This is a genomic window from Microbacterium phoenicis (assembly GCF_047302325.1).
Lineage (GTDB): Bacteria > Actinomycetota > Actinomycetes > Actinomycetales > Microbacteriaceae > Microbacterium.
In genome coordinates, this window is the sequence record NZ_CP154849.1 from 1489628 (window position 1) to 1511699 (window position 22072).

The window sequence follows — 22072 nt, forward strand, 5'->3', positions numbered from 1 at the left end:
TCGTCCCGTGACGATCCCCCGGCAGCTGCCCAACGCCATCACGATCGTGCGCATTCTGTGCGCACCTGTGTTCGTGTGGCTCCTCCTGGCCGACGGCGGCACGGACGGCGCCCTGCGGTGGTGGGCGGGCGTGCTCTTCATCGTCGCGATCGCCACCGACGGGATCGACGGCTACCTCGCCCGTCGCTACGAGATCGTGACCGATCTCGGCAAGCTGCTCGACCCCATCGCCGACAAGGTCCTCACGGGGTGCGCGTTCGTCGCTCTCTCGATCCTCGGCGAACTGCCCGCCTGGGTCGTGGTGCTGGTCCTCGTGCGCGAGCTCGGCATCACGGTGCACCGCCTCGTGGTGGCTACGGACCACGTCGTCGCCGCGGCGTGGATGGGCAAGCTGAAGACCGTCGCCCAAGCCGTCGCACTGTCGCTCGCGCTGCTGCCGCTCTGGACCGTGGTGGGGGACTGGATCCACGTGGTAAACACGGTCGCGATGACGATCGCCGTGCTGCTGACGGTGGCGAGCGGCATCGACTACGTCGTGACCGCCTTCCGCTCCCGCCGGGTCCGGAGCGCATGATGCCCCGGACGCCGAGCGAACTGCCGGACGAACTCGAGGAGACGGCCGTCGCCCGCGGTCCCCGGTCCGACTCCGAGCGTCTCGTCGAACGGCTCAAAGAGCTGGGATGGACGCTCGGGGTGGCCGAATCGTTGACCGGCGGCCTGGTGGCGGCATCCGTCGTCTCCGTCTCCGGTGCGTCCGCCGTGTTCAGGGGCGGGATCGTCGCGTACGCAACCGACCTCAAGGCGCGGCTGCTGGGCGTCGACGACACGCTTCTCGAGGCGCACGGCCCGGTTCATCCGCGCGTCGCGCGCCAGATGGCGGAGGGCGTCCGCCGCGCCGTCGGCGAGGAGGAACCCGCGGACGTGGGAATCGCGACGACGGGGATCGCAGGCCCCCTTTCGTCCGACGGGCAACCGGTCGGCACGGTCCACATCGCGGTCTCCACTCCGCTCGGTTCGCGCGTCGAGTCCCTCGCCCTGGACGGGGACCGTGACGAGATCCGCACCGCTGCCGCCGCCCGCGCGATCGCCTTGGCGGTCGACGCGCTCTGACCCGGGAATAGCGCGTGTTCCGAGCACGTTACGTCTCGGTGATTCCCATCCATTCCCCAGCGCTCGGGGTCTAGGGTGACAGCGAACGTGTTGTACCGTGGTTCCCCCGCAAGGGCTTCGGTGGATCGCAGCAGAGGGAGGGCCCACGCATGATCCTGGTTCGTCAAGAGATCGGTGACGTGCTCCGCGACTTCCGTCTGCAGAAGGGTCACACCCTCCGGCAGGTGTCGGGCAAGGCGAGCGTCGCCCTCGGCTACCTCAGCGAGGTCGAGCGCGGTCAAAAGGAAGCGTCGAGCGAGATCCTCGCTGCGGTCGCAGAAGCCCTCGATGTGCCGATCTCGGCGATCATGCGCGAGGTCGGAGAGCGCATCTCCGTGCTCGAAGGCCTGCACTCCCTCACCGATGTCGTCCCGGACGACCTCGCGTCGTTGGGAGACGAGGTCCCCGCTCCCGAGCTGTCGCTGCGCTGACCGCTCGATGCGTCACAGCGAATTCGATCGCGCCGTCGCCGACGAGTTCGGATCGGGAGGCGCCGCACTCGTCTCCGACCTGGTGCTGACCGACGTCGGCAACCGCACCGCCAGGGAAGCCCTCGCCGCCGGCGTCCCACCGCGTGAGGTCTGGTACGCCCTGTGCGCCGAGACCGACGTTCCCGTGGACCGCCGTCACGGCGCCGGAAGGCTTGATCCGCGCCGATGATCCGGCGTGTCGTATCGAAGATGCGTTCGATACGGGCGTAGTCTCCTGCACAACGGGTGTCGTAGACACGTCGTTCACGTCAGGGCCGGATCCGGCAGCGATGTCGGAGCCCCCTCCTAACGTGAATCTCGTCAGATGACACCCACGCCCTGTCGCAGCATCCGATCCGTCGGTGACGAGCGCGACAGCCTACGGGCGACGGAACCGCGAGTATCAAGGAGCACGACATGCCCTCACCTGCAGACCGCGAGAAGGCCCTCGAATCGGCCCTCGCCCAGATCGACCGCCAGTTCGGCAAGGGATCGATCATGCGACTCGGAAGCGACGAGCGCGCTCCGGTCGAGGTCATCCCGACCGGGTCGATCGCCCTCGACGTCGCGCTCGGCATCGGCGGCATCCCCCGAGGCCGCGTCGTCGAGATCTACGGTCCGGAGTCCTCCGGTAAGACGACGCTCACGCTCCACGCCATCGCGAACACGCAGCGCGCCGGTGGCATCGCCGCCTTCATCGACGCCGAGCACGCGCTCGACCCGAGCTACGCCGAGAAGTTGGGTGTCGACATCGACGCACTCCTCGTGTCGCAGCCCGACACGGGTGAGCAGGCGCTCGAGATCGCCGACATGCTGATCCGCTCCGGCGCCATCGACCTCGTCGTCATCGACTCCGTCGCGGCCCTCGTCCCCGAGGCCGAGATCAAGGGCGAGATGGGCGACTCCCACGTCGGCCTCCAGGCCCGACTGATGTCTCAAGCTCTCCGCAAGATCACCGGTGGCCTGAACCAGACCAAGACCACCGCGATCTTCATCAACCAGCTCCGCGAGAAGATCGGCGTGTTCTTCGGGTCTCCCGAGACCACCGCCGGCGGTAAGGCGCTCAAGTTCTACGCCTCCGTGCGACTCGACATCCGCCGCATCGAGACCCTGAAGGACGGGTCCGAGGCGGTCGGTAACCGTACTCGCGTGAAGGTCGTCAAGAACAAGATGGCCCCGCCCTTCAAGCAGGCGGAGTTCGACATCCTCTACGGCGTCGGCATCTCCCGCGAGGGAAGCCTCATCGACTTCGGTGTCGAGCACGGCATCGTGAAGAAGTCGGGTGCGTGGTACACCTACGAGGGCGAGCAGCTCGGTCAGGGCAAGGAGAACTCCCGCAACTTCCTCCTGAAGAACACCGACGTCGCTGCTGAGATCGAGACGAAGATCAAGCAGAAGCTCGGCATCGGGCAGTCGAAGCAGGCAGAAGATGCCGCGACGCCCGACGAGCTGGCGGCTCGCCGTCCGGCCTGATCATGACGGACTCGAACGGGGGCGAGCGCGAGTCGCTCGCCCCCGTCATCCCACTCTTCGGCCCGCGCGCCGACACCACCGACGCCGCCGACGCCGCCGACTCGCAGCCGTGGCACGCGACCTGGATCGCGGAACGTGCGGCGTCCGAACGGTCCGCAGCGCGCGCTGCACACCCGTCGACCGGCACGGTGCCGGTCGTCGCCCCGGCAGGGGAGGACGCACCCGCGGCGGTTGCAGAGCGCGTGTTGCTGCGCAAGCTCCGGACGAGGTCGCTCTCGATCCGCGAGGCCCGGTCCGTGCTCACCGAGCACGACCTCGACGAGGCCGACCGGGAGGGCATCGTCGAACGGTTCCTGTCGTTGGGCTATCTCGATGACGCCGCCCTCGCTGAACAGCTGATCGACAAAGCGACATCCCGCAAGGCGCAGGGACGCATGGCCATCGCGCAGGGCCTGTCGCAGCGCGGCATCCCTCGCGAGGTCATCGATGAGGCGCTCGACCAGCTCCCCGACGACGAGGCCGAGCGAGCGCTCGAGTTCGCCCGCTCGAAGGCTCGCGGGCTCGAGGGTCTCGACCGTGACACCGCACTCCGGCGGCTCGCGGGGCAGCTGGCCCGGCGCGGGTACGGCTCCGTCGCGTTGTCGGTCGCGCGTCGCGCCCTCGACGAGGCCAGCGCACCGCCGCGGCATGGGGTTCGCTTCGAACCGTGACCGCAGTGGCGTCCGTCTGACAGACTCGCCCTACGCGCGCCCCGCGCGGGTGGAGGAGCGTGCGCATGGCGATCGAGGTCGACGGTCTCGTGAAGTCCTACAAAACCGTCACTGCGGTCGACGGTGTCTCCTTCGAGGTGCCCGAGGGTCAGCTGTTCGCCTTCCTCGGTGCCAACGGAGCGGGGAAGTCCACGACGATCGGATGCCTCACCACGCTGCTTCGCGCCGACGGCGGAACCGTCCGCGTCGCGGGCTACGACGTGTCGATGCAAAGCGAACGGGTGCGGTCGCGGATCGGCGTCGTGTTCCAGCGGTCGCTGCTCGACGACGGCCTCACCGTCCGCGAGAACCTGGCACTGCGCGCCACGCTCTCCCTCGTCGACCGACAACTCTTCGCGGACAGGCTCGCCGAGCTCTCGCTCCTCATCGAACTCGACGAGTTCATCGACCGCCCCTATGGACGGTTGTCGGGCGGCCAGCGTCGCCGCGCCGACATCGCTCGTGCGCTCATGCATGAGCCGTCGATCCTCTTCCTCGACGAGCCGACCGCGGGTCTCGACCCCGCCAGCCGGGTCGCGGTGTGGGCGGCGATCGATCGGCTCCGCGCCGAGCGTGGACTCACCGTCTTCCTGACGACCCACTACATGGCCGAGACCGAAGAGGCGGACCAGGTCACCATCATCGACGCGGGACGCGTCGTCGCGAGCGGGACTCCGACGCAGCTGCGGTCGCGCCACAGTCGCAGCGTCCTCACGGTCACGACACGCGACCCCGACGCGCTGTCCGGTCTCGCCACCCGCGGCGCTCTGGGGGCGAGCCGGGAGGGCGACGTCGTCACGATCGAGGTCCCCGACGCGCGGGCCGCTCGACACCTGCTGGCGGCGCACGGCGAGGACGTTCTGGACTTCGAGTTCCGGCACGGCCGGATGGACGACGTCTTCCTCGCCCTCACCGGCCGCGGCGAGATGGTCGGAGACGCAGCGTGAGGATCGTCGCGGCGATCGTGCGCCGCAACCTGACGCTCTTCTTCCGCGATCGGATGAACGTCTTCTTCTCGCTGCTGAGCGGGCTCATCCTCTTCCTCCTCTACACGCTCTTCCTCTCGCGGCTGCAGGTCGACGGGCTGGAGCGCACGCTGCCACGCGCGTCCCGCAGGGACATCGAGGCCTTCGTCGACAGTTGGATGCTGTCGGGCATCGTCCTGCTCACGACCGTCACCTCGGGGATCGGCGCCATCTCCGTGTTCGTGGACGATCGCGCGTCGGGCAGGTTCGCCGACTTCCTCGTCGCCCCGATCCGACGATCGCAGCTGGTCCTCGGTTACCTGGTGTCCTCGGTGTCCGTGGCGATCATCATGTCGAGCGTCATCTTCGTTCTCACCGTCCTCGAACTCGGATTCGTCCGCGACACGTGGCTGGGTCCGCTCGAGATCCTGAGGGCGATCGGCGCGATGGTGCTCTGCTGCGTCGCCTTCACGTCGCTCGGCGCCTTCGGTGCGTCCTTCCTCAAGACGACCGGTGCGTACTCCGCGTTCTCCACCGTGGTCGGTACCGTCCTCGGCTTCGTCGCGGGCTCCTACATCCCGGTCGGGTCGCTGCCCGACGGCGTCGCGTCGACCATCAACGCCCTGCCCTTCGCGCAGGGCGCGATGCTCCTGCGTCGTCCGTTCACCGATGAGACGCTCGCGTCTGTGGCCGGCGGGGACAGTCGCGCGATCAGCGACCTGAAGGAGATCTACGGAATCGACCTCTTCGTCGGCTCGGGCCTCGTTCCGGTGTGGCTCGCCGTCACGGTTCTCATCGTCGTCGCCATCGCCTTCAGTGCGATGTCGGCTGCCCGCATCCGCTCCCTTCTGCGTTGAGGCGGCACGCGGCGTGCCGGGAGAGCGCGGCTCGTAGAATGGCCTGATCATGACCAGCCCTTCCGCTGCCCCCACTCTCATCGCCCCGTCCGCCGCAGCCGTCGCCGCCGACGGCCGCGTCCGCACCTACGAGGTGCGGACCTTCGGGTGCCAGATGAACGTCCACGACTCCGAGCGTCTGTCCGGTTCCCTCGAATCGGCCGGCTACGTCCGCGCTGACGCGGGCGTCGACGCGGACGTCGTCGTCATCAACACATGCGCCGTGCGCGACAACGCTGCGGGAAAGCTCTACGGAACCCTGGGGCACCTGAAGAGCCGCAAGGACAAGCACGACGGCATGCAGATCGCCGTCGGCGGGTGCCTCGCCCAGATGGATAAGGATGCCGTCCAGCAGAAGGCCCCCTGGGTCGACGTCGTCTTCGGCACCCACAACATGGGATCCCTGCCGAGCCTGCTCGAGCGCGCGCGTCACAACGGCGAGGCGGAGCTCGAGATCCTCGAGTCGCTGGAGGTGTTCCCCTCGACGCTCCCCACCAAGCGCGACGCGGCCCACAGCGGCTGGGTCTCGATCTCGGTCGGTTGCAACAACACCTGCACGTTCTGCATCGTGCCGAGCCTGCGCGGCAAGGAGAAGGACCGCCGCCCCGGCGACATCCTGAACGAGATCCGCCTGCTCGTCGACGACGGCGCCATCGAGGTCACCCTCCTCGGCCAGAACGTCAACAGCTACGGGGTCGAGTTCGGCGACCGACAGGCGTTCAGCAAGCTCCTGCGGGCAGCGGGCGAGATCCCGGGCCTCGAGCGCATCCGTTTCACGAGCCCGCACCCCGCGGCCTTCACCGACGACGTCATCGACGCGATGGCCGAGACCCCCGCCGTCATGCCGCAGCTGCACATGCCGCTGCAGTCCGGGTCGGACCGCATCCTCAAGGCGATGCGGCGGTCGTACCGGAGCGAACGGTTCCTCGGCATCCTCGACCGCGTGCGCGAGAAGATGCCGGACGCGGCGATCTCCACCGACATCATCGTGGGCTTCCCGGGCGAGACCGACGAGGACTTCGAGGACACCATGCGCGTCGTCGAGCAAGCGCGCTTCGCCGGGGCCTTCACCTTCCAGTACTCGATCCGCGAGGGCACACCTGCGGCGACCATGCCGGATCAGGTCCCGAAGGAGGTCGTGCAGGAGCGCTACAACCGCCTGGTGGCCCTCCAGGAGCGGATCTCGCTCGAGGAGAACCAGGCGCAGCTCGGTCGCACCGTCGAGGTCCTCGTCTCCACGGGGGAGGGGAAGAAGGATGCCGCGACGCGCCGCCTGACGGGTCGCGCCGAGGACAACCGCCTGGTCCACTTCGAGGTTCCCGAGGGTTCCCCGACGCCGCGCCCCGGTGACGTCGTGACGACGGTCGTCACGCACGCCGCGCCGTTCCACCTGCTCGCCGACAGCCCGGACGGCGCTCCGCTGCGCATCCGCCGGACGCGGGCCGGAGACGCGTGGGATCGTGCGCAGGCCGACTCCTGCGGCGTCCCGGCTCCGGCCGGTGACGCGGCTCCGCGCGCCGTGTCACTCGGTCTGCCGCTGATCCGTACCGCGACGCCCGGACTCTGACCTCGTGGGCGCGGAGCGCCTCTGGGCGATCGTCGGGGCGACCGGCACGGGCAAGACCTCGCTGTCGCTGGATCTCGCCGAGGAGCTGATCCGCGGTGGTCGTCCGGCGGAGATCGTGAACGCCGATGCCATGCAGCTCTACCGCGGCATGGACGTCGGGACGGCGAAGATCCCGGTGCCCGAGCGCCGCGGCATTCCGCATCATCTGTTCGACGAGTTCGACGTGACCGAGGACGTCGCCGTCGCCGTCTACCAGGAGCGGGCGCGCGCGACGATCCGCGACATCTTTGACCGCGGTGCCGATGCGATCCTCGTCGGGGGGTCGGGTCTCTACGTCTCGAGCGTCGTCTTCGACTTCCGCTTCCCGCCCCGCGACCCGGCACTGCGCGCCCGGCTCGAGACCGACCTCGACGAGCTCGGTGCGGTCGCGTTGATCGAGCGCATCCGCGCGGTCGATCCCGGCGCAGCCGAGCGCCTCGATCCGCGCAACGGCCGGCGTGTCGTCCGCGCTCTCGAAGTGCTCCTCCAGGGGGCGGACACCCACGGCGCTGCGCTTCCGGAAGCGCCGGTGCTGTGGCATCCCGCCACCGAGCTCGTCGGCGTCCACCTGGACCGCGCAGAGCTCGTCGTGCGCCTCGACGAGCGCGTTCGGGGGATGTGGCGGGGCGGCCTGCTGGCTGAGGTCGACGCCCTGCGGGCCCGGGGACTCGAGTCCGGTCCGACGGCGCCCCGCGCGATCGGTTATGCGCAGGCGCTCGCGCAGCTGGCCGGGCGGATGGATGAGGAGGAGGCCATCGCCGAGACCCAGGCCCTCACCCGTCGGTACGCGCGGCGCCAGGTCTCGTGGTTCAAGCGGTACCCCGGTCTTCGCTGGGTGGATGCCGGGACTCCCGGCATCCGGTTACTCGATCACTTGACAAGCTAAAGCTAGCCGTAGCTTTCTTGCATCGGACACGATGCGAAGGAGACGGCGATGGTCGAGAAACTGCAGGTCGAGGGCGGCGAGATCGCGTTCGACGTGGTCGGGGAGGGGCCTCTCGTGATCCTGGCGCACGGAATGGGGGACACCCGTCACTCCTACCGCTTCGTCGTGCCGGCTCTGGTTGCGGCGGGGTTCCGCGTGGCCAACGTCGACATCCGCGGATGCGGCGAGTCGAGCGCCACGTGGGCGAGCTACAGTCGCGGCGACATCGCCGGCGACCTCCTCGCCGTCATCCGTCACCTCGGCGGCCCCGCGGTCATCATCGGCCAGTCGATCAGCGGAGGAGCTGCGACCGTCGCCGCAGCGGTCGCCCCGCAGGACGTGGTGGGTGCCATCGAGCTGGCCCCCTTCACCCGCGCGCAGCGGTTCGACCTGATGGGCATGCTCCGGCACGCCCGGCACCGGAAAGGCATGACGCACCTGGCGACCATGCTGCTCCGCGGGAGCGTCCCCGCGTGGCTCCGCTACCTCGACCTCGCCATCCCGCAGAAACCCGCCGACTGGCCGCAGGAGCAGGCCCGCATCGCCGGTCACCTCGGTGACCCCGCGCGCATGGCGGCGCTCCGGGCCATGGGGCAGACGAGTCCCGCCGATGCGGGAGAGCAGCTTCCGCACGTGACCGTACCGATACTCGTGGTGATGGGTACCGCCGACCCGGACTGGGCGGATCCCCGCGCCGAGGGCGAAGGCGTCATCGCCGCGCTCCGACCCCGCATCGGCCGACTGGCGGTCATCGACGGGGCGGGACACTACCCGCACGTCGAACGCCCCGGCGAGGTCGTCGAGCTCGCCGTCCCGTTCCTGCGATCGGTCTTCTCGGCCAAGACGGGAGCGGCGGGTGCCTAGGGCGGGACTCGATGTCGACGCCGTGACGCGTGCGGCGGCAGAGCTCGTCGATGAACAGGGGCTCGCCGCACTGACGATGACAGCGCTCGCGGAGCGGGTCGGCGTTCGTCCCCCCTCGCTCTACAAGCACGTCCCGGGCGGGCTCGTCGAGCTCACCCACCGGGTGGCGACCCTCGCGGCGCAGGAGCTCGCCGAGCTGTTCCGCGGGACGCGATCGGACCAGGGAGGTGCGCCGGCGCTCACGGACGTCGCGGGAAGGTTCCGGCGGTACGTCATGGACCATCCGGGTCGGTACGCGGCCACCGCCGCTGCGGAACCGACGGATGAGGACGATCCGCTCGCGATCGCGCTCCGCGACAGCCTCGACGCCCTGGGCGAAGTGTTCGCCCGCTACGGTCTTCCGCAGCAGGAGCACGTCCATGCCATCCGGATGCTGCGTAGCGTCCTCCACGGTTTCGCCGTCCTGGACGCCGCGCACGGCTTCCGGATCGACGTGGACGTCGAGGCGAGCGTCGCATGGTCGCTCGAGGTGATGGACGCCGGACTCCGGGCAGGGCGACCCTCGTCGTGACCGGCGAAGCGGCATCCGCCCCCGCCTAGACTGAGCGGGTGTCGACGATCGCATTCACGAAGGGCCACGGGACGGGCAACGATTTCGTCGTGGTCGCCGACCCCGACGGCTCGCTCCACCTGACCGGCGAGCAGATCGCCGCGCTGACCGACCGACGGTTCGGGATCGGAGCCGACGGGCTGCTGCGCGTCGTCCGCTCGGCCGCCATCGACGCGGGCGCCGACACCCCCGACGCCGAGTGGTTCATGGACTACCGCAACGCCGACGGCTCCGTCGCCGAGATGTGCGGCAACGGCGTCCGCGTCTTCGTGAAGTACCTCCTGAGCGCGGGATATGCGACGCTGGGCGCCGGCGAGACCCTGCGCATCGGCACGCGAGCGGGAACGAAGACCGTCACGCTCGCCGACAACGGCTTCGAAGTCGACCTCGGTCTGTGGCGTCCGACCTCCGACGAGGTCCTCGTACGCGCCCACGGTCTGAAGATCGCCCGTCCGGGCCTCGGCATCGACGTCGGGAACCCCCACGTCGTCGTCGCCCTCTCGAGCATCGCCGAACTCGACGGGCTCGATCTGACCGTTCAGCCGATCCTGGACCCCGTACCCACGGCCGGCGCGAACGTCGAGTTCGTCGTGCCCGAGGAGCCGCTCGTCACCGACGGTGTCGGTGCGATCCGGATGCGGGTCTTCGAGCGAGGCGTCGGCGAGACGCTCTCGTGCGGCACCGGAGTCGCGGCATCCGCTCTGGCCGTCCGGCACTGGGCCGGTGCGGGCGCTCCCGACCGGTGGACGGTCGACGTCCCTGGCGGCCGCCTCGGAGTGCGCGTCGTCCGGACGGATGCCGGGGAGCGGGTTCTGCTGTCGGGACCCGCCACGCTCGTCTTCTCGGGCGAGATCGCGCTGGCCTGACCGGTTCAGGGAACGGGGATCGTCCCCGTCGCGGGTGTGCCGTGCCGGCGCACCTTCAAGACGCGGAAACCGCGCCCCGTCGCTGCGCGGCTGACGGAGTAGCCGCGGTCGAGGGATGCCGCCAGCCACCGCTGCAGGGAGTCCGAGCCGAGGTTCCGCTGCACGACGAGCCAGGCGTCGCTGCGCTCGGCGAGTCGGGGGATCCACGTCTCGAGCAGCCCGTGCAGCACGTCCTTGCCGACGCGGATCGGCGGATTCGACCGGATCGTGCGGAAGGTGATGTCTGCCGGAACATCCTCGGGCAGTACGGCGTTGACGTTGTCGAGGCCGAGTTCCGCGGCGTTGCGGCGGACGAGGTCGAGTGCTCGCTCGTTGACGTCGACGGCCCAGATCGTCGCGTGAGGGGCGTCGATGGCGAGCGACAGCGCGATGGGGCCCCAGCCGCATCCGAGATCCAGCAGATGACCGCCCACCGGGGGCGGGGGAGTGTTCGCCAGAAGGACCGCCGTCCCACCGTCCACGTGGTCGGGACTGAACACCCCGCCCGCCGTCGTCACCTCGGCGTCGCGACCGGCGAGGGACACACGGATACGGCGGAGATTCTCAGAGCTGGACGGGGACGCGCTGAAGTAGTGGTCGCTCCCCATGCGACGAGCGTAGCGGAGGCGGTGCGAGCCGCGGGAAGCTAGAGTGCACGGATGGCCGCGAGGCCGCGAAAGGAACACATGACAGACACCACCACCCCTGCCACGACGGACGAGCCGGTGGACCCGGTCGACCGCGTGCTCGCGCGAGCGGAGTCGCGTTCGGGGGTGCGCGTGTTCGGCGCCGCACAGGCGTTGCAGGACGAGAGCACCGTCGCCTACGGCGACACGGACGGCGATCAGTGGGATCGTGAGGAGCGCGCGGCGCTCCGGCGCGTCCCCGGCCTGTCCACCGAGCTCGAAGACGTCACCGAGGTCGAGTACCGCCAGCTGCGGCTGGAGAACGTCGTCCTCGTGGGCGTGTACCCGCAGGGGTCGACGGAGGATGCCGAGAACTCGCTGCGCGAGCTCGCGGCGCTCGCCGAGACCGCCGGCGCCGTCGTCCTCGACGGCGTGCTGCAGCGTCGCCCCCACCCCGACCCCGCCACGTACATCGGCCGCGGCAAGGCGGCGGAGCTCCGCGACCTCGTCGTCGCCGTGGGCGCCGATACCGTCATCGCCGACACCGAGCTCGCACCCAGCCAGCGGCGTGCCCTCGAGGACGTCGTCAAGGTCAAGGTGATCGACCGCACCACCGTCATCCTCGACATCTTCAGCCAGCACGCGAAGAGTCGTGAGGGCAAGGCGCAGGTCGAGCTCGCCCAGCTCGAGTACCTCCTCCCGCGCCTGCGCGGGTGGGGTGACTCGATGAGCCGCCAGGCCGGTGGCCAGGTCGGTGCCGGTGGCGCCGGTATGGGGTCCCGCGGTCCTGGTGAGACGAAAATCGAGCTGGATCGCCGCCGCATCCGCACCCGGATGGCAATGCTGCGACGTCAGATCCGCGACTACAAGCCCGCCCGCGAGGCGAAGCGGGCCGAGCGCAAGCGCAACACGATCCCGTCGGTGGCGATCGCCGGGTACACGAACGCCGGCAAGTCGAGCCTGCTCAACAAGTTGACCAGCGCAGGAGTGCTGGTCGAGAACGCCCTGTTCGCAACGCTGGACGCCACGGTGCGCCGCGCGCAGGCGGCCGACGGACGCGTCTACACGCTGACCGACACCGTCGGCTTCGTCCGGAACCTCCCGCACCAGCTCGTCGAGGCGTTCCGTTCGACCCTCGAGGAAGTCGGCGACGCGGACGTCATCGTCCACGTGGTCGATGGATCGCATCCCGACCCGGCGGCCCAGTTGGCCACCGTCCGGGATGTCATGGGTGATGTCGGAGCGCGCTCGACGAACGAGATCGTCGTGTTCAACAAGGCCGACCTCATCGATCCGGACACCCGTCTGGTCCTCCGGGGTCTCGAGCCGAAGGCGCACTTCGTCTCGTCCCGCACCGGCGAGGGCATCGTGGAGCTCCGTGCCACGATCGAGGACGCGCTGCCGCTCCCGGCGGTCGAGGTTCACGCTCTCGTTCCCTATGACCGCGGCGACCTCGTCAACGCGGTCCATGAGTCGGGCCACATCCTGTCCACGCAGCACGAGGAGGGCGGGACCGCCGTCCACGCGCACGTGTCCGAGCGACTGGCGGCGGAGCTGGCACCGTACGCCCGGTGACGGTCCCCCGCCTCGACCTCAGTCGAGGGCGAGGGCGGGCACTCCCGGCGTCTCGAACCCGAAGACCCGGCCGAGGAACGCGAGTTCGGTCTCGAGCGCGTTGATGACGGTCTCCGCACGCCGGAAGCCGTGCCCCTCGCCGTCGTACAGCACGTAGGCGTGGGGCACGCCGCGCTCGGCGAGGGCGTCGCGGATCGCCTCGGCCTGCGTGGGCGGGACGACCGCATCCTCCGCGCCTTGCAGGAGCAGCACGGGGACACGGAAGCCGTCGGTGTGTCCGAGGGGTGAGCGCTCGAGGTAGAGCGCCTCGGCCTCGGGGAGCGGTCCGATCAGACCGTCGAGGTAGCGGGCCTCGAAGTCGTGGGTGTCCGTGGCGAGCGAACGCGCGTCGCCGACGCCGTACCGCGAGATCCCCGCGCCGAACACGTCGGTGCAGGCGAGGGCCGCCAGCACCGTCCAGCCGCCGGCTGATCCGCCGGCGATGCCGAGACGCGCGGCATCCGCTCGCCCGTCGGCGGCGAACCCGGACGCGGCTGCGGCGACGTCGTCTCGGTCCACGATGCCCCACTGTCCTCGCAGACGCTCACGGTAGGCGCGGCCGTAGCCCGTCGAGCCGCCGTAGTTGACCTCGAGGATGCCAATGCCCCGGCTCGTGAAGTAGGTGATCCGGCTGTCGGGGACGCCGCCGGTGTGCGCGGTCGGACCGCCGTGGACGTAGACGATGTACGGCGGGAGTTCGCCGTCGGGCGCGGCGGAATTCGGGTTGGTCGGCGGGTAGTCGAAGGCGTGCACCTCTCCGTGCAGCCCGGGCACGGTGAACGGCCGCGCCGCCGGGATCCACGCGTCGTCGAGGTCGGAGCGCGTCCCGACCACGAGCGAGCTCGACCCGTCGGCTGCGATCTCCCAGATGCCCGTCGTCCCGGGCGCGGCGCCGGACACGAGCACGCGCGTACCCTGCACGTCCTCGACGACCGCACGCGAACGTGCGGGGACGTCGGTGGTGCGAACGGACCCGTCTGCGTCGATGCGGACCACCTCGTCCGACCCGTTCGTCCGGACCGCGACGATGCCGCCGTCCTCGAGCAGTGCGTACCACCGGACGCCGAGGACCCACAGGCCGCCGCCGGTGTCGGCGTCGGCCGGGGCGATGAGCTCGGCGGGACGATCGGATGCCGCATCCCACCGCCGGATGTTCCACCGCCCGCTCGCGTCGTCGACGTACACGAGGCGACCCGCGGCATCCCACTCGGGCTGGAGGGCCGCTGTCTCTCCGGAGGTGACGGCGCGCCAGGTTGTGACGATGCCGTCCTCGAGATCTCCGACGCGGATCTCGGTGCGGTCCCAGGGCATGTCGGGGTGGTCCCACGCGACCCACGCGAGTCGACGTCCGTCGGGGGAGAGCGCGGGCTGGGCGAGGAAGTCGCTCCCGGCCACCAGTTCACGCACCTCCGTGACGTCGAGGGAGATCGACACCACGGAGCGGCGAGGCACGGGCGCGTCGTCGTGGACTTCGCGGACGGCCAGCAGCGTCCCGTTCTGCCAGCGGAGACCGCCGTGCCGCGCCCCCGGGTCCTCGGGGGTGAGCGGGACGGGCTGCTCGCCCGGCCGCATCGTCCACACCCGCTGATCCGTCTTCTCCACGAAGAACAGGCGCCCATCATCGTCCGTCGTCCACGAGCCGCCGCCGTACTCATGCACACGGGAGCGGGCGCTCCACGGTGCCGGGAGCACGTCCTCCGCCGCCTCGCCGATCGCACGGCGCACGGAGGATCGGCCGCCCTCGTCAGGCAGGGTCTCTCCCCACCACACCTCAGCGCCGACGAAGCGCGCGCCGTCGTAGCGCGCAGCCGCGGCTGAGGCGTCCGCCGCCGACAGGGGTGAGATCCAGGAACCGAACGGGGCGATCGTCGTCATGCATCCACGCTACGCGGCGTCACACTGCGACACCGAGGTCACCGGAAGTCATCTCGCGACACGCTCGGACACGGAGCGTCACAGTCCTGTCGGAGCCGCGGGGCGCGTGGCTAGCATGACCGCATCAGTGGCCCGGAGACCCGGGTCCGGAGCGACAGCCGAGCCCGGCACCCGCCCGCGAGGTCCCCGCACGAGTGCGTGCGGTCCGCGGCCGCCAGGCCATCCGACTCGTCCCCGGAGCCCCCATGTCGATCATCCAGACCCCGTCCGTCACCACCGTGCCGGTCTCCTTCGAGGTCTACCCGCCGCGCAGCGACGCCTCCGACGCGGCGTTGCACCGGACGATCGCGCGTCTCGCCGAGGTCGAGCCGTCGTTCATCTCGGTCACCTACGGCGCGGGGGGCTCGACGGCAGGGCGCTCGCTCGAGGTACTCCGACACATCCGCCGCGAGACGCGCGTCGAGCCTCTCGCCCATCTCACCTGCGTCGGCAACTCCTACCGCGAGGCGACCGCGCTCATCCGCGAGTTCCTGGATGCCGGCATCCGCTCGTTCCTGGCGCTTCGCGGCGATGCGCCGCAGGGTGCCCCCGAGGACCCCGACGGGGCGGGAGACCTCGAAAGCGCCGCGCAACTCGTGCAGCTCATCGACCGCGTTCAGGCCGAATGCTCCCCGTATACGGAGGAACCGATTCCCGGGGTCCCGGGAGCCGCGCGGGTCGAACGGCGCCGACATGTCGACATCGCCGTCGCCGCGTTCCCGAACGGGCATCCGCGATCGCGGTACCCCGCCGAGCACATCGACGCACTGCTCGCCAAGCAGGCTGCGGGAGCGACCCTCGCCATCACTCAGCTGTTCTTCCACGCCGACGACTATCTCGCCTTCGTGTCCCGCGCCCGCACAGCGGGGGTCGTCATCCCGATCCTCCCCGGAATCATGCCGATCACCTCGCCGTCGCGATTGACCCGGATCGTCGAGCTCACCGGCCAGCCCGTCCCCGGCGCGCTCGCCGTCGACCTCGACGTGGAGCCCACCGCCGAGGGGAGACGCGAGGTCGGCGTGCGTTACGCCGCTGAGCTCTGCCGCGCCGTCCTCGAGGGCGGAGCACCCGGCATCCACCTGTACGCCTTCAACCACCACCGCACCGTCCTCGCCACCCTGGCCGAGGCGGGCGTCATCACCCCGACAGAGGAGACATCATGACCGAACTCGCCGCCGGAACGATCCTCGGCTACCCGCGCATCGGCCGACGCCGCGAGCTCAAGCGCGCGGTAGAGGCGCATTGGCGCGGAGAGCTCGACGAGACGGCGCTCGAACGGGTCGCCGCCGACCTGCGCCGAGACACCCGGCACCGGCTCGCCGATCTCGGCCTCGGACGCGCGGATTCGGCCATCCCCGAATCGTTCTCCTTCTACGACCAGGTGCTCGACGTCGCCGCGGCGGTCGGCGCGCTCCCCGAACGCTTCGCGCACCTGCGCCGCGCGGACGGGACCATCCCGCTGGCCGCGTACTTCACGGCCGCCCGGGGCGAGGGCGACGCGGCGCCCCTGGAGATGACGAAATGGTTCGACACGAACTACCACTACCTCGTTCCGGAGATCGGTCCCGAGACGCAGTTCACCCTGTCGAGCGATCGCTTCGCGCGCCAGGTCGCCGAGGCCGTCGCCGAGGGATTCACGACCCGCCCCGTCCTCGTCGGTCCGGTGACCTTCCTGGCCCTGTCGAAGACGACCGATGCTGCTCCCGCCGCGCGTCCCCTCGACCGTCTCGACGACCTCCTCCCGGTGTACGTCGATCTCCTCGCGGCCCTCCGCGACGCCGGCGCGGAATGGGTCCAACTCGACGAGCCCGCACTCGTGAGCCAGTCGCTCGGCTACACCGACGACGAGCTCGCCGCTGCAGCGGCACGAACGGCTGAGGTGCTCGCCTCGGCCGGACGACGACCCGCGATCCTCGTCGCCGCCGGATACGGCCAGCTGTCGGCGGCGGCATGGCGTGCACTCGCGGCATCACCCGTCGACGCGATCGCGGTCGATCTGATCCGCGGCTCGATCCCGGCCCCGACGGCGGGCCTGGCGTCGAAGGTCCTCGTCGCCGGTGTCATCGACGGTCGGAACGTGTGGCGGGGCGACCTCGCCGCTGCCGCCGACGCGCTCGATCAGGTGGTGCGGCTGGGGGCTGCCGCGACGGTGGCGGGCACGTCGACGTCGCTCCAACACGTCCCGTACGACCTCGCCGACGAGACCGAGCTCGATCCGCGGCTGGTCTCGTGGCTCGCGTTCGCCGACCAGAAGGTCCGCCAGATCGCGACGCTCGCTCGTGGTCTCCGTGACGGACGCGACGCGATCGCCGACGAGGTGGATGCCGCGACCGCCGCGCTCGTCGATCGCCATCACGCCGCGGGTGTGCGCGACGGGGCCGTCCGCGACCGCGTTGCCGCGCTGAGCCCCGCTGACCGGATCCGAACGCCGTACGAGGTCCGTGCCGCGGTGCAGGACGCTGCTCTCGGTTTGCCGGTGCTCCCGACCACCACGATCGGCTCGTTCCCGCAGACCGGCGAGATCCGCCGAGCACGCGCTCGGTTCGGTCGCGGCGAGATCGACGCGGACGCGTACGAGGGCTTCCTCCGCGACGAGATCGCGCGCGTCGTGGAGGTGCAGAAGGAGATCGGGCTGGATGTGCTCGTCCACGGCGAGGCCGAGCGCAACGACATGGTCCAGTACTTCGCCGAGAACCTCGATGGGTTCGCCGTCACGCGCAACGGATGGGTGCAGTCGTACGGTTCGCGCGCGACGCGACCGTCGATCCTGTGGGGCGACGTGTCACGTCCGGTACCCATCACCGTGAGGTGGTCGGCGTACGCGCAGTCGCTGTCGGCGTCGCCGGTGAAGGGGATGCTCACCGGTCCCGTGACGATCCTCGCGTGGTCGTTCGTGCGGGACGACCAACCGCTCAGCGAGACGGCTGATCAGGTCGCCCTCGCCCTGCGCGACGAGATCGCCGACCTCGAGGGCGCCGGCATCGCCATCGTGCAGGTCGACGAACCCGCGCTACGTGAGCTCCTGCCGTTGACCGCAGCGGACCAGCCCGCGTACCTCGACTGGTCGGTGGCGTCCTTCCGCCTCGCGACCGCCGGTGCCGCCGACGCGACGCAGATCCACACGCACCTCTGCTACTCCGAGTTCGGCGTCGTCATCGGTGCGATCGCGGCCCTGGATGCCGACGTGACGTCCATCGAGGCAGCCCGGAGCCGGGGAGAAGTGATCTCGGATGTCGCGGCATCCGGTTTCGATCATGGAATCGGGCCCGGCGTCTACGACATCCACTCGCCGCGAATCCCTTCGGAATCAGAGGTCACCGCCCTCCTCGACCGAGCTGCCGCCGAGCTCGACGTCCGGCGGCTGTGGGTGAACCCGGACTGCGGGCTGAAGACCCGGGGATACGTGGAGACGGCAGCCTCGCTCCGGAACATCGTCGCCGCGGCTCGGAACGTTCGCGCACGGGCGGCCGCAGACGTCTGACCTCAGGAACGTCGAAGGGGGATGCCGCGCGGCATCCCCCTTCGACGTTCTCGGTTCTCACACGGCGCGGAGCACGGCGACCACCTTGCCGAGGACGACGGCGTCGTCGCCCAGGATGGGCTCGAACGCCGAGTTGCGCGGCAGGAGCCAGGTGTGTCCGTCGCGCTGGCGGAAGGTCTTCACCGTCGCTTCGCCGTCGAGCATGGCCGCGACGATCTCGCCGTTGGATGCATCCGCCTGCGAACGCACGACGACCCAGTCTCCGTCGCAGATCGCCGCGTCGATCATGGAGTCGCCCGACACCTTCAGCATGAACAGCTCGCCCTTGCCGACGAGCTGACGGGGGAGCGGGAAGATCTCCTCCACCTGCTGCTCGGCGGTGATCGGGACGCCCGCGGCGATGCGTCCGACCAAGGGGACCATGGCGGCGTCGCCCACAGCGGGCGCGGCGTCCGCGGGATTCTCGCCGGCGGCGCCCGGCAGGTCGATCAGCACCTCCATGGCGCGGGTCTTGCCGGGGTCACGGCGAAGGTAACCACTCAGTTCGAGCTGGTTCAGCTGATGAGTCACGCTTGAGAGCGACTTCAAGCCGACCGCGTCCCCGATCTCTCGCATGCTCGGCGGATACCCGTACCGAGCGATGGACCTCTGGATCACCTCGAGGATCGCGAGCTGCTTGTCGCTCAGGCTCTTACGCCGACGCGTCTGCGGCTTGTCGCTCATGTCGTTCCTTTCGCGGCCCCGCGTCCCCGCCGATTCGGCGGCGGAGAACGTCGAGCCGGGGGCACTCGCCTTCGAATGTCGGAGGTTGGTGATGGGCTCTGGTCATCGAAACCGTATCCGGTGTCGATGAGATCGTGCCGCAGCCGACCGCGTGTCGTCTTCGATCGATCTGCGGATAACCGCTCCCTTGACAGTATACGAATATCGAAGATAGATTCGGAAGAGAACTTCGCACCCGCTCGTCCCGGCCGACGGGCGGGGGCGAAGATCTCATCTGACCGGGGTCGCCCCGAGGAGGACACCATGAACTCGATCACCACCATCACGCCCGTTCCCACCCGTCCCGTCGTCCGGACGCGGATGCGTCTCACGACGCGTGGTCGTCGCGTCGTCGCGACGCTCGCAGCACTGCCGGCGGTCGTGGCACTGGGGATCGGCATCCTCTCCAGCGGTGGCGCACTCGCCAGCGGTGACGCAGGGTCTGCGGCGGGGACGTTCAAGACCGTGACGGTCCACCCCGGTGACTCGCTCTGGACCATCGCTCAGGACGTCGCCCCCGACAGCGACCCCCGCGACGTGATCGACGACATCGTCCGGCTGAACGCGCTGCCGTCGTCTGTCGTCGACGCGGGCCAGTCGCTCGCGATCCCCACGGCCTACACGGCTCAGGCGGCCGAGTAGACCGGCGCGACGTCCTACGATGGCGGGGTGAGTGCGAGTCTCGACGACCTACCCCTCCGTGACGATCTGCGGGGACAGATCCCTTACGGCGCCCCGCAGGCGTCGCTTCCCGTGACGCTGAACGTCAACGAGAACACCCACCCCGTCCCCGAGGACGTGGCGGACGACATCCTCGATGCGGTCGCGCAGGCGCTCCGCGACATCAATCGGTACCCCGACAGGGAGTTCACCGGACTTCGCGAAGGATTCGCGGACTACTTGGGGCACGGCCTCCAGGCGGAACAGATCTGGGCGGGGAACGGGTCGAACGAGGTGCTGCACCACCTCCTCCAGGCCTTCGCCGGCCCGGGACGCACGGCTTTCGGCTTCACCCCCACCTACTCGATGTACCCGCTCCTCACCGGAGCGACCGGTGCCACGTACGTCAGCGGCACTCGCAGCGAGGATTTCACGCTGACGGCCTCGGATGCCGCGGAGCAGATCGATCGCGCACAGCCCGACGTCGTCTTCCTCTGCGCGCCCAACAACCCGACGGGCACCCCTCTTCGGCTCGACGTGATCGAGTCCGTCTACGAAGCCTCGAGGGGCATCGTCATCGTCGACGAGGCGTACCAGGAGTTCGCCCCGCGTGACGAGCCGTCAGCACTCACGCTCCTTCCCGGGCGCGAGCGTCTGGTCGTGTCGCGGACGATGAGCAAGGCGTTCGCGTTCGCCGGCGCCCGCGTCGGCTATCTCGCCGCCGACCCGGCGGTCATCGACGCCCTCCGGCTCGTTCGCCTGCCGTACCACTTGAGCGCCCTCACCCAGGCCGCGGCGACCGCGGCCCTGCGGCACGCACCGACCATGCTCGGGATGGTGGACGACATCGTCGCTCAGCGTGATCGTATCTCGGCGACGCTGTCCGCCCTCGGATACTCGCCCTACGAGAGCTGGTCGAACTTCGTCCTCTTCGGCGGGGTGAAGGACCCGCAGGCGACCTGGCGGGGCCTGTACGACCGCGGCATCCTCGTCCGCGACGTCGGACTGCCGCACACACTGCGCGTCTCGGCCGGCAGCGAGGACGAGTCCACGGCGTTCCTCGAGGCGCTCGCCTCGCTCTGAGTCGCGCGGCGTCGTCGCGAGGGCAGGGCGGATGCCGCGCGTCGATAGACTCGATGTATGAGCATCCCCGCGTCCCGCACCGCCTCCGTCCGGCGTGCGACAAGCGAGTCGACCATCGAGCTCGAGCTCGATCTCGACGGAACCGGTCAGAGCACGATCGAGACGACGGTCCCGTTCTTCGACCACCTGCTCACCGCGTTCGCGAAGCACGCGCTCATCGACCTCACCGTCCGCGCGAGCGGCGACACCCACATCGATGCTCACCACACCGTCGAGGACACGGCGATCGTGCTGGGTCAGGCCATCCGGCAGGCGCTCGGCGACAAAGCGGGCATCTCGCGCTACGGCGACGCGCTGGTCCCGTTGGATGAGGCGCTCGCGCAGGCGGTCGTCGACATCAGCGGTCGTCCCTACCTCGTCCACACGGGTGAGCCCGAGGGCTACGAGTACCACCTCATCGGCGGCCACTTCACCGGATCGCTCGTGCGTCACACGTTCGAGGCGATCGCCTTCCACGCCGGCCTGACCGTTCACGTCACTCTGGTCGCCGGCCGCGACCCCCACCACATCGCCGAAGCAGAGTACAAGGCGTTCGCCCGCGCGTTCCGGCAGGCCAAGGCGCTCGACCCGCTCGTCCAGGGCATCCCGAGCACGAAGGGCGCCCTGTGACGACACCTCCGCTGGTCGCGGTCCTCGACTACGGATCGGGCAACGTCCACTCCGCCGTCAAGGCGCTCATCGAGGCGGGGGCCGACGCGCGTCTCACGAAGGACCGCGGGCTGATCGCGGATGCCGCCGGGCTCCTCGTCCCGGGAGTCGGCGCCTTCTCCGCCGTCATGTCGGCTCTGCGCGCCAGTCGTGGAGACGAACTCATCGGTCGCCGCCTTGCGGGAGGGATGCCGGTCCTCGGCATCTGCGTCGGGATGCAGGTCATGTTCGAACTCGGTGTCGAGCGCGGCGTCGACACTCAGGGGTTGGGGGAGTGGCCGGGGTCGGTCACCGAACTCGAGGCGCCGGTCCTGCCTCACATGGGCTGGAACACGGTCCGCGCAGGCGAAGGATCGACGCTGTTCGCCGGCCTCGAGGAGGAGCGGTTCTACTTCGTCCACTCCTACGGGGCGCAGGACTGGACCCTCGACGTCATCAAGCCGTTCCGTGAGCCGGTGCTGACCTGGTGCGACTACGGCAGGCCGTTCCTCGCCGCTGTCGAGAACGGTCCGCTGTCGGCGACGCAGTTCCATCCCGAGAAGTCGGGAGCGGCCGGCATCCGCCTGCTCTCGAACTGGATCTCCTCGCTGCCCGCGTCGGAGTAACCTGTCC

23 protein-coding genes are annotated in these 22072 nt (G+C 69.9%); 20 read left to right on the forward strand and 3 right to left on the reverse strand.

Annotated elements, in window-relative coordinates:
• Positions 1-7: 7 nt before the first annotated feature.
• The 13 genes from pgsA to dapF all read left to right on the forward strand — a co-directional run bounded on the left by pgsA (position 8) and on the right by dapF (position 10573).
• A complete protein-coding gene (pgsA, locus tag ABCU91_RS07295) occupies positions 8-574 on the forward strand; it encodes a CDP-diacylglycerol--glycerol-3-phosphate 3-phosphatidyltransferase (protein WP_406922247.1) in 567 nt (188 codons plus the stop codon).
• A complete protein-coding gene (locus tag ABCU91_RS07300; RefSeq protein WP_091352411.1) occupies positions 574-1110 on the forward strand; it encodes a CinA family protein in 537 nt (178 codons plus the stop codon). The genes pgsA and ABCU91_RS07300 overlap by 1 nt, the downstream gene beginning before the upstream one ends.
• A 149-nt stretch (positions 1111-1259) precedes the next feature.
• A complete protein-coding gene (locus ABCU91_RS07305; protein ID WP_091352414.1) occupies positions 1260-1580 on the forward strand; it encodes a helix-turn-helix domain-containing protein in 321 nt (106 codons plus the stop codon).
• A 7-nt stretch (positions 1581-1587) separates the two neighbouring features.
• A complete protein-coding gene (locus ABCU91_RS07310; RefSeq protein ID WP_091352418.1) occupies positions 1588-1809 on the forward strand; it encodes a DUF3046 domain-containing protein in 222 nt (73 codons plus the stop codon).
• 227 nt (positions 1810-2036) lie between these two features.
• Positions 2037-3092, forward strand: a complete 1056-nt coding sequence (gene recA / locus ABCU91_RS07315) for a recombinase RecA (protein ID WP_307468575.1) — start codon at positions 2037-2039, stop codon at positions 3090-3092.
• A gap of 2 nt (positions 3093-3094) precedes the next feature.
• Positions 3095-3802, forward strand: a complete 708-nt coding sequence (locus tag ABCU91_RS07320) for a regulatory protein RecX (RefSeq protein ID WP_406922246.1) — start codon at positions 3095-3097, stop codon at positions 3800-3802.
• 65 nt (positions 3803-3867) lie between these two features.
• Positions 3868-4788 carry an ABC transporter ATP-binding protein gene (locus ABCU91_RS07325; RefSeq protein WP_413355345.1) on the forward strand — a complete coding sequence of 307 codons (921 nt, stop codon included), beginning with the start codon at positions 3868-3870 and terminating at the stop codon, positions 4786-4788.
• Positions 4785-5663: an ABC transporter permease gene (locus ABCU91_RS07330; RefSeq protein ID WP_413355346.1), complete on the forward strand. Its 879-nt coding sequence runs from the start codon at positions 4785-4787 to the stop codon at positions 5661-5663. Before ABCU91_RS07325 ends, ABCU91_RS07330 begins: the two co-directional genes overlap by 4 nt.
• 49 nt (positions 5664-5712) lie before the next feature.
• A complete protein-coding gene (gene miaB, locus ABCU91_RS07335; protein WP_413355347.1) occupies positions 5713-7269 on the forward strand; it encodes a tRNA (N6-isopentenyl adenosine(37)-C2)-methylthiotransferase MiaB in 1557 nt (518 codons plus the stop codon).
• Between the two features lie 4 nt (positions 7270-7273).
• Positions 7274-8194 carry a tRNA (adenosine(37)-N6)-dimethylallyltransferase MiaA gene (gene miaA, locus ABCU91_RS07340; RefSeq protein ID WP_413355348.1) on the forward strand — a complete coding sequence of 307 codons (921 nt, stop codon included), beginning with the start codon at positions 7274-7276 and terminating at the stop codon, positions 8192-8194.
• Between the two features lie 48 nt (positions 8195-8242).
• Positions 8243-9097, forward strand: a complete 855-nt coding sequence (locus ABCU91_RS07345) for an alpha/beta fold hydrolase (protein ID WP_413355349.1) — start codon at positions 8243-8245, stop codon at positions 9095-9097.
• Positions 9090-9668, forward strand: coding sequence for a TetR/AcrR family transcriptional regulator (locus tag ABCU91_RS07350; protein WP_413355350.1), 579 nt, complete (start codon positions 9090-9092; stop codon positions 9666-9668). Before ABCU91_RS07345 ends, ABCU91_RS07350 begins: the two co-directional genes overlap by 8 nt.
• Before the next feature lie 38 nt (positions 9669-9706).
• A complete protein-coding gene (gene dapF / locus ABCU91_RS07355; protein WP_091352451.1) occupies positions 9707-10573 on the forward strand; it encodes a diaminopimelate epimerase in 867 nt (288 codons plus the stop codon).
• Between the two features lie 5 nt (positions 10574-10578).
• Here dapF and ABCU91_RS07360 read toward each other — a convergent pair whose 3' ends face one another.
• The gene (locus tag ABCU91_RS07360; RefSeq protein ID WP_413355352.1) at positions 10579-11220 is read right to left on the reverse strand and encodes a class I SAM-dependent methyltransferase; all 642 of its coding nucleotides are present in this window, start codon (positions 11218-11220) and stop codon (positions 10579-10581) included.
• 78 nt (positions 11221-11298) lie between these two features.
• Here ABCU91_RS07360 and hflX point away from each other — a divergent pair, with 78 nt between their 5' ends.
• On the forward strand, positions 11299-12813 hold the full coding sequence (hflX, locus tag ABCU91_RS07365) for a GTPase HflX (RefSeq protein ID WP_091352457.1): 1515 nt from the start codon (positions 11299-11301) through the stop codon (positions 12811-12813).
• An 18-nt stretch (positions 12814-12831) separates the two neighbouring features.
• Here hflX and ABCU91_RS07370 read toward each other — a convergent pair whose 3' ends face one another.
• Positions 12832-14727: a S9 family peptidase gene (locus ABCU91_RS07370; RefSeq protein WP_413355353.1), complete on the reverse strand. Its 1896-nt coding sequence runs from the start codon at positions 14725-14727 to the stop codon at positions 12832-12834.
• A gap of 245 nt (positions 14728-14972) precedes the next feature.
• Here ABCU91_RS07370 and ABCU91_RS07375 point away from each other — a divergent pair, with 245 nt between their 5' ends.
• Together ABCU91_RS07375 and metE are read left to right on the forward strand one after the other, a co-directional pair.
• Positions 14973-15929 (forward strand): methylenetetrahydrofolate reductase, encoded by a 957-nt coding sequence (locus tag ABCU91_RS07375; protein ID WP_413353280.1) that lies wholly within the window; start codon positions 14973-14975, stop codon positions 15927-15929.
• Positions 15926-18247: a 5-methyltetrahydropteroyltriglutamate--homocysteine S-methyltransferase gene (gene metE, locus ABCU91_RS07380; protein ID WP_413353281.1), complete on the forward strand. Its 2322-nt coding sequence runs from the start codon at positions 15926-15928 to the stop codon at positions 18245-18247. The genes ABCU91_RS07375 and metE overlap by 4 nt, the downstream gene beginning before the upstream one ends.
• A gap of 57 nt (positions 18248-18304) precedes the next feature.
• On the opposite strand, the gene lexA is transcribed toward metE, so the two are convergent.
• On the reverse strand, positions 18305-18970 hold the full coding sequence (gene lexA / locus ABCU91_RS07385) for a transcriptional repressor LexA (RefSeq protein WP_091352471.1): 666 nt from the start codon (positions 18968-18970) through the stop codon (positions 18305-18307).
• A 303-nt stretch (positions 18971-19273) separates the two neighbouring features.
• Between lexA and ABCU91_RS07390 the strand changes: the two genes are divergently transcribed.
• From ABCU91_RS07390 to hisH, 4 genes are read left to right on the forward strand one after another with little or no spacing between them, the layout of a single operon-like run.
• A complete protein-coding gene (locus ABCU91_RS07390) occupies positions 19274-19651 on the forward strand; it encodes a LysM peptidoglycan-binding domain-containing protein (protein ID WP_406922235.1) in 378 nt (125 codons plus the stop codon).
• A 27-nt stretch (positions 19652-19678) separates the two neighbouring features.
• The gene (locus ABCU91_RS07395; protein ID WP_406922234.1) at positions 19679-20752 is read left to right on the forward strand and encodes a histidinol-phosphate transaminase; all 1074 of its coding nucleotides are present in this window, start codon (positions 19679-19681) and stop codon (positions 20750-20752) included.
• A 57-nt stretch (positions 20753-20809) separates the two neighbouring features.
• Positions 20810-21421 (forward strand): imidazoleglycerol-phosphate dehydratase HisB, encoded by a 612-nt coding sequence (gene hisB, locus ABCU91_RS07400; protein ID WP_413353282.1) that lies wholly within the window; start codon positions 20810-20812, stop codon positions 21419-21421.
• Positions 21418-22065 (forward strand): imidazole glycerol phosphate synthase subunit HisH, encoded by a 648-nt coding sequence (gene hisH, locus ABCU91_RS07405; protein ID WP_091352483.1) that lies wholly within the window; start codon positions 21418-21420, stop codon positions 22063-22065. Before hisB ends, hisH begins: the two co-directional genes overlap by 4 nt.
• Positions 22066-22072 lie beyond the last annotated feature (7 nt).

Coding starts and splice junctions, on each gene's coding strand:
- ABCU91_RS07320 (WP_406922246.1), top strand. CDS start 3,095: ATGACGGACTCGAACGGGGGCGAGCGCGAGTCGCTCGCCCCCGTCATC.
- ABCU91_RS07305 (WP_091352414.1), top strand. CDS start 1,260: ATGATCCTGGTTCGTCAAGAGATCGGTGACGTGCTCCGCGACTTCCGT.
- miaB (WP_413355347.1), top strand. CDS start 5,713: ATGACCAGCCCTTCCGCTGCCCCCACTCTCATCGCCCCGTCCGCCGCA.
- ABCU91_RS07300 (WP_091352411.1), top strand. CDS start 574: ATGCCCCGGACGCCGAGCGAACTGCCGGACGAACTCGAGGAGACGGCC.
- hflX (WP_091352457.1), top strand. CDS start 11,299: ATGACAGACACCACCACCCCTGCCACGACGGACGAGCCGGTGGACCCG.
- ABCU91_RS07325 (WP_413355345.1), top strand. CDS start 3,868: ATGGCGATCGAGGTCGACGGTCTCGTGAAGTCCTACAAAACCGTCACT.
- ABCU91_RS07345 (WP_413355349.1), top strand. CDS start 8,243: ATGGTCGAGAAACTGCAGGTCGAGGGCGGCGAGATCGCGTTCGACGTG.
- recA (WP_307468575.1), top strand. CDS start 2,037: ATGCCCTCACCTGCAGACCGCGAGAAGGCCCTCGAATCGGCCCTCGCC.
- ABCU91_RS07310 (WP_091352418.1), top strand. CDS start 1,588: ATGCGTCACAGCGAATTCGATCGCGCCGTCGCCGACGAGTTCGGATCG.
- ABCU91_RS07375 (WP_413353280.1), top strand. CDS start 14,973: ATGTCGATCATCCAGACCCCGTCCGTCACCACCGTGCCGGTCTCCTTC.
- ABCU91_RS07370 (WP_413355353.1), bottom strand. CDS start 14,727: ATGACGACGATCGCCCCGTTCGGTTCCTGGATCTCACCCCTGTCGGCG.
- ABCU91_RS07390 (WP_406922235.1), top strand. CDS start 19,274: ATGAACTCGATCACCACCATCACGCCCGTTCCCACCCGTCCCGTCGTC.
- lexA (WP_091352471.1), bottom strand. CDS start 18,970: ATGAGCGACAAGCCGCAGACGCGTCGGCGTAAGAGCCTGAGCGACAAG.
- hisB (WP_413353282.1), top strand. CDS start 20,810: ATGAGCATCCCCGCGTCCCGCACCGCCTCCGTCCGGCGTGCGACAAGC.
- metE (WP_413353281.1), top strand. CDS start 15,926: ATGACCGAACTCGCCGCCGGAACGATCCTCGGCTACCCGCGCATCGGC.
- ABCU91_RS07360 (WP_413355352.1), bottom strand. CDS start 11,220: ATGGGGAGCGACCACTACTTCAGCGCGTCCCCGTCCAGCTCTGAGAAT.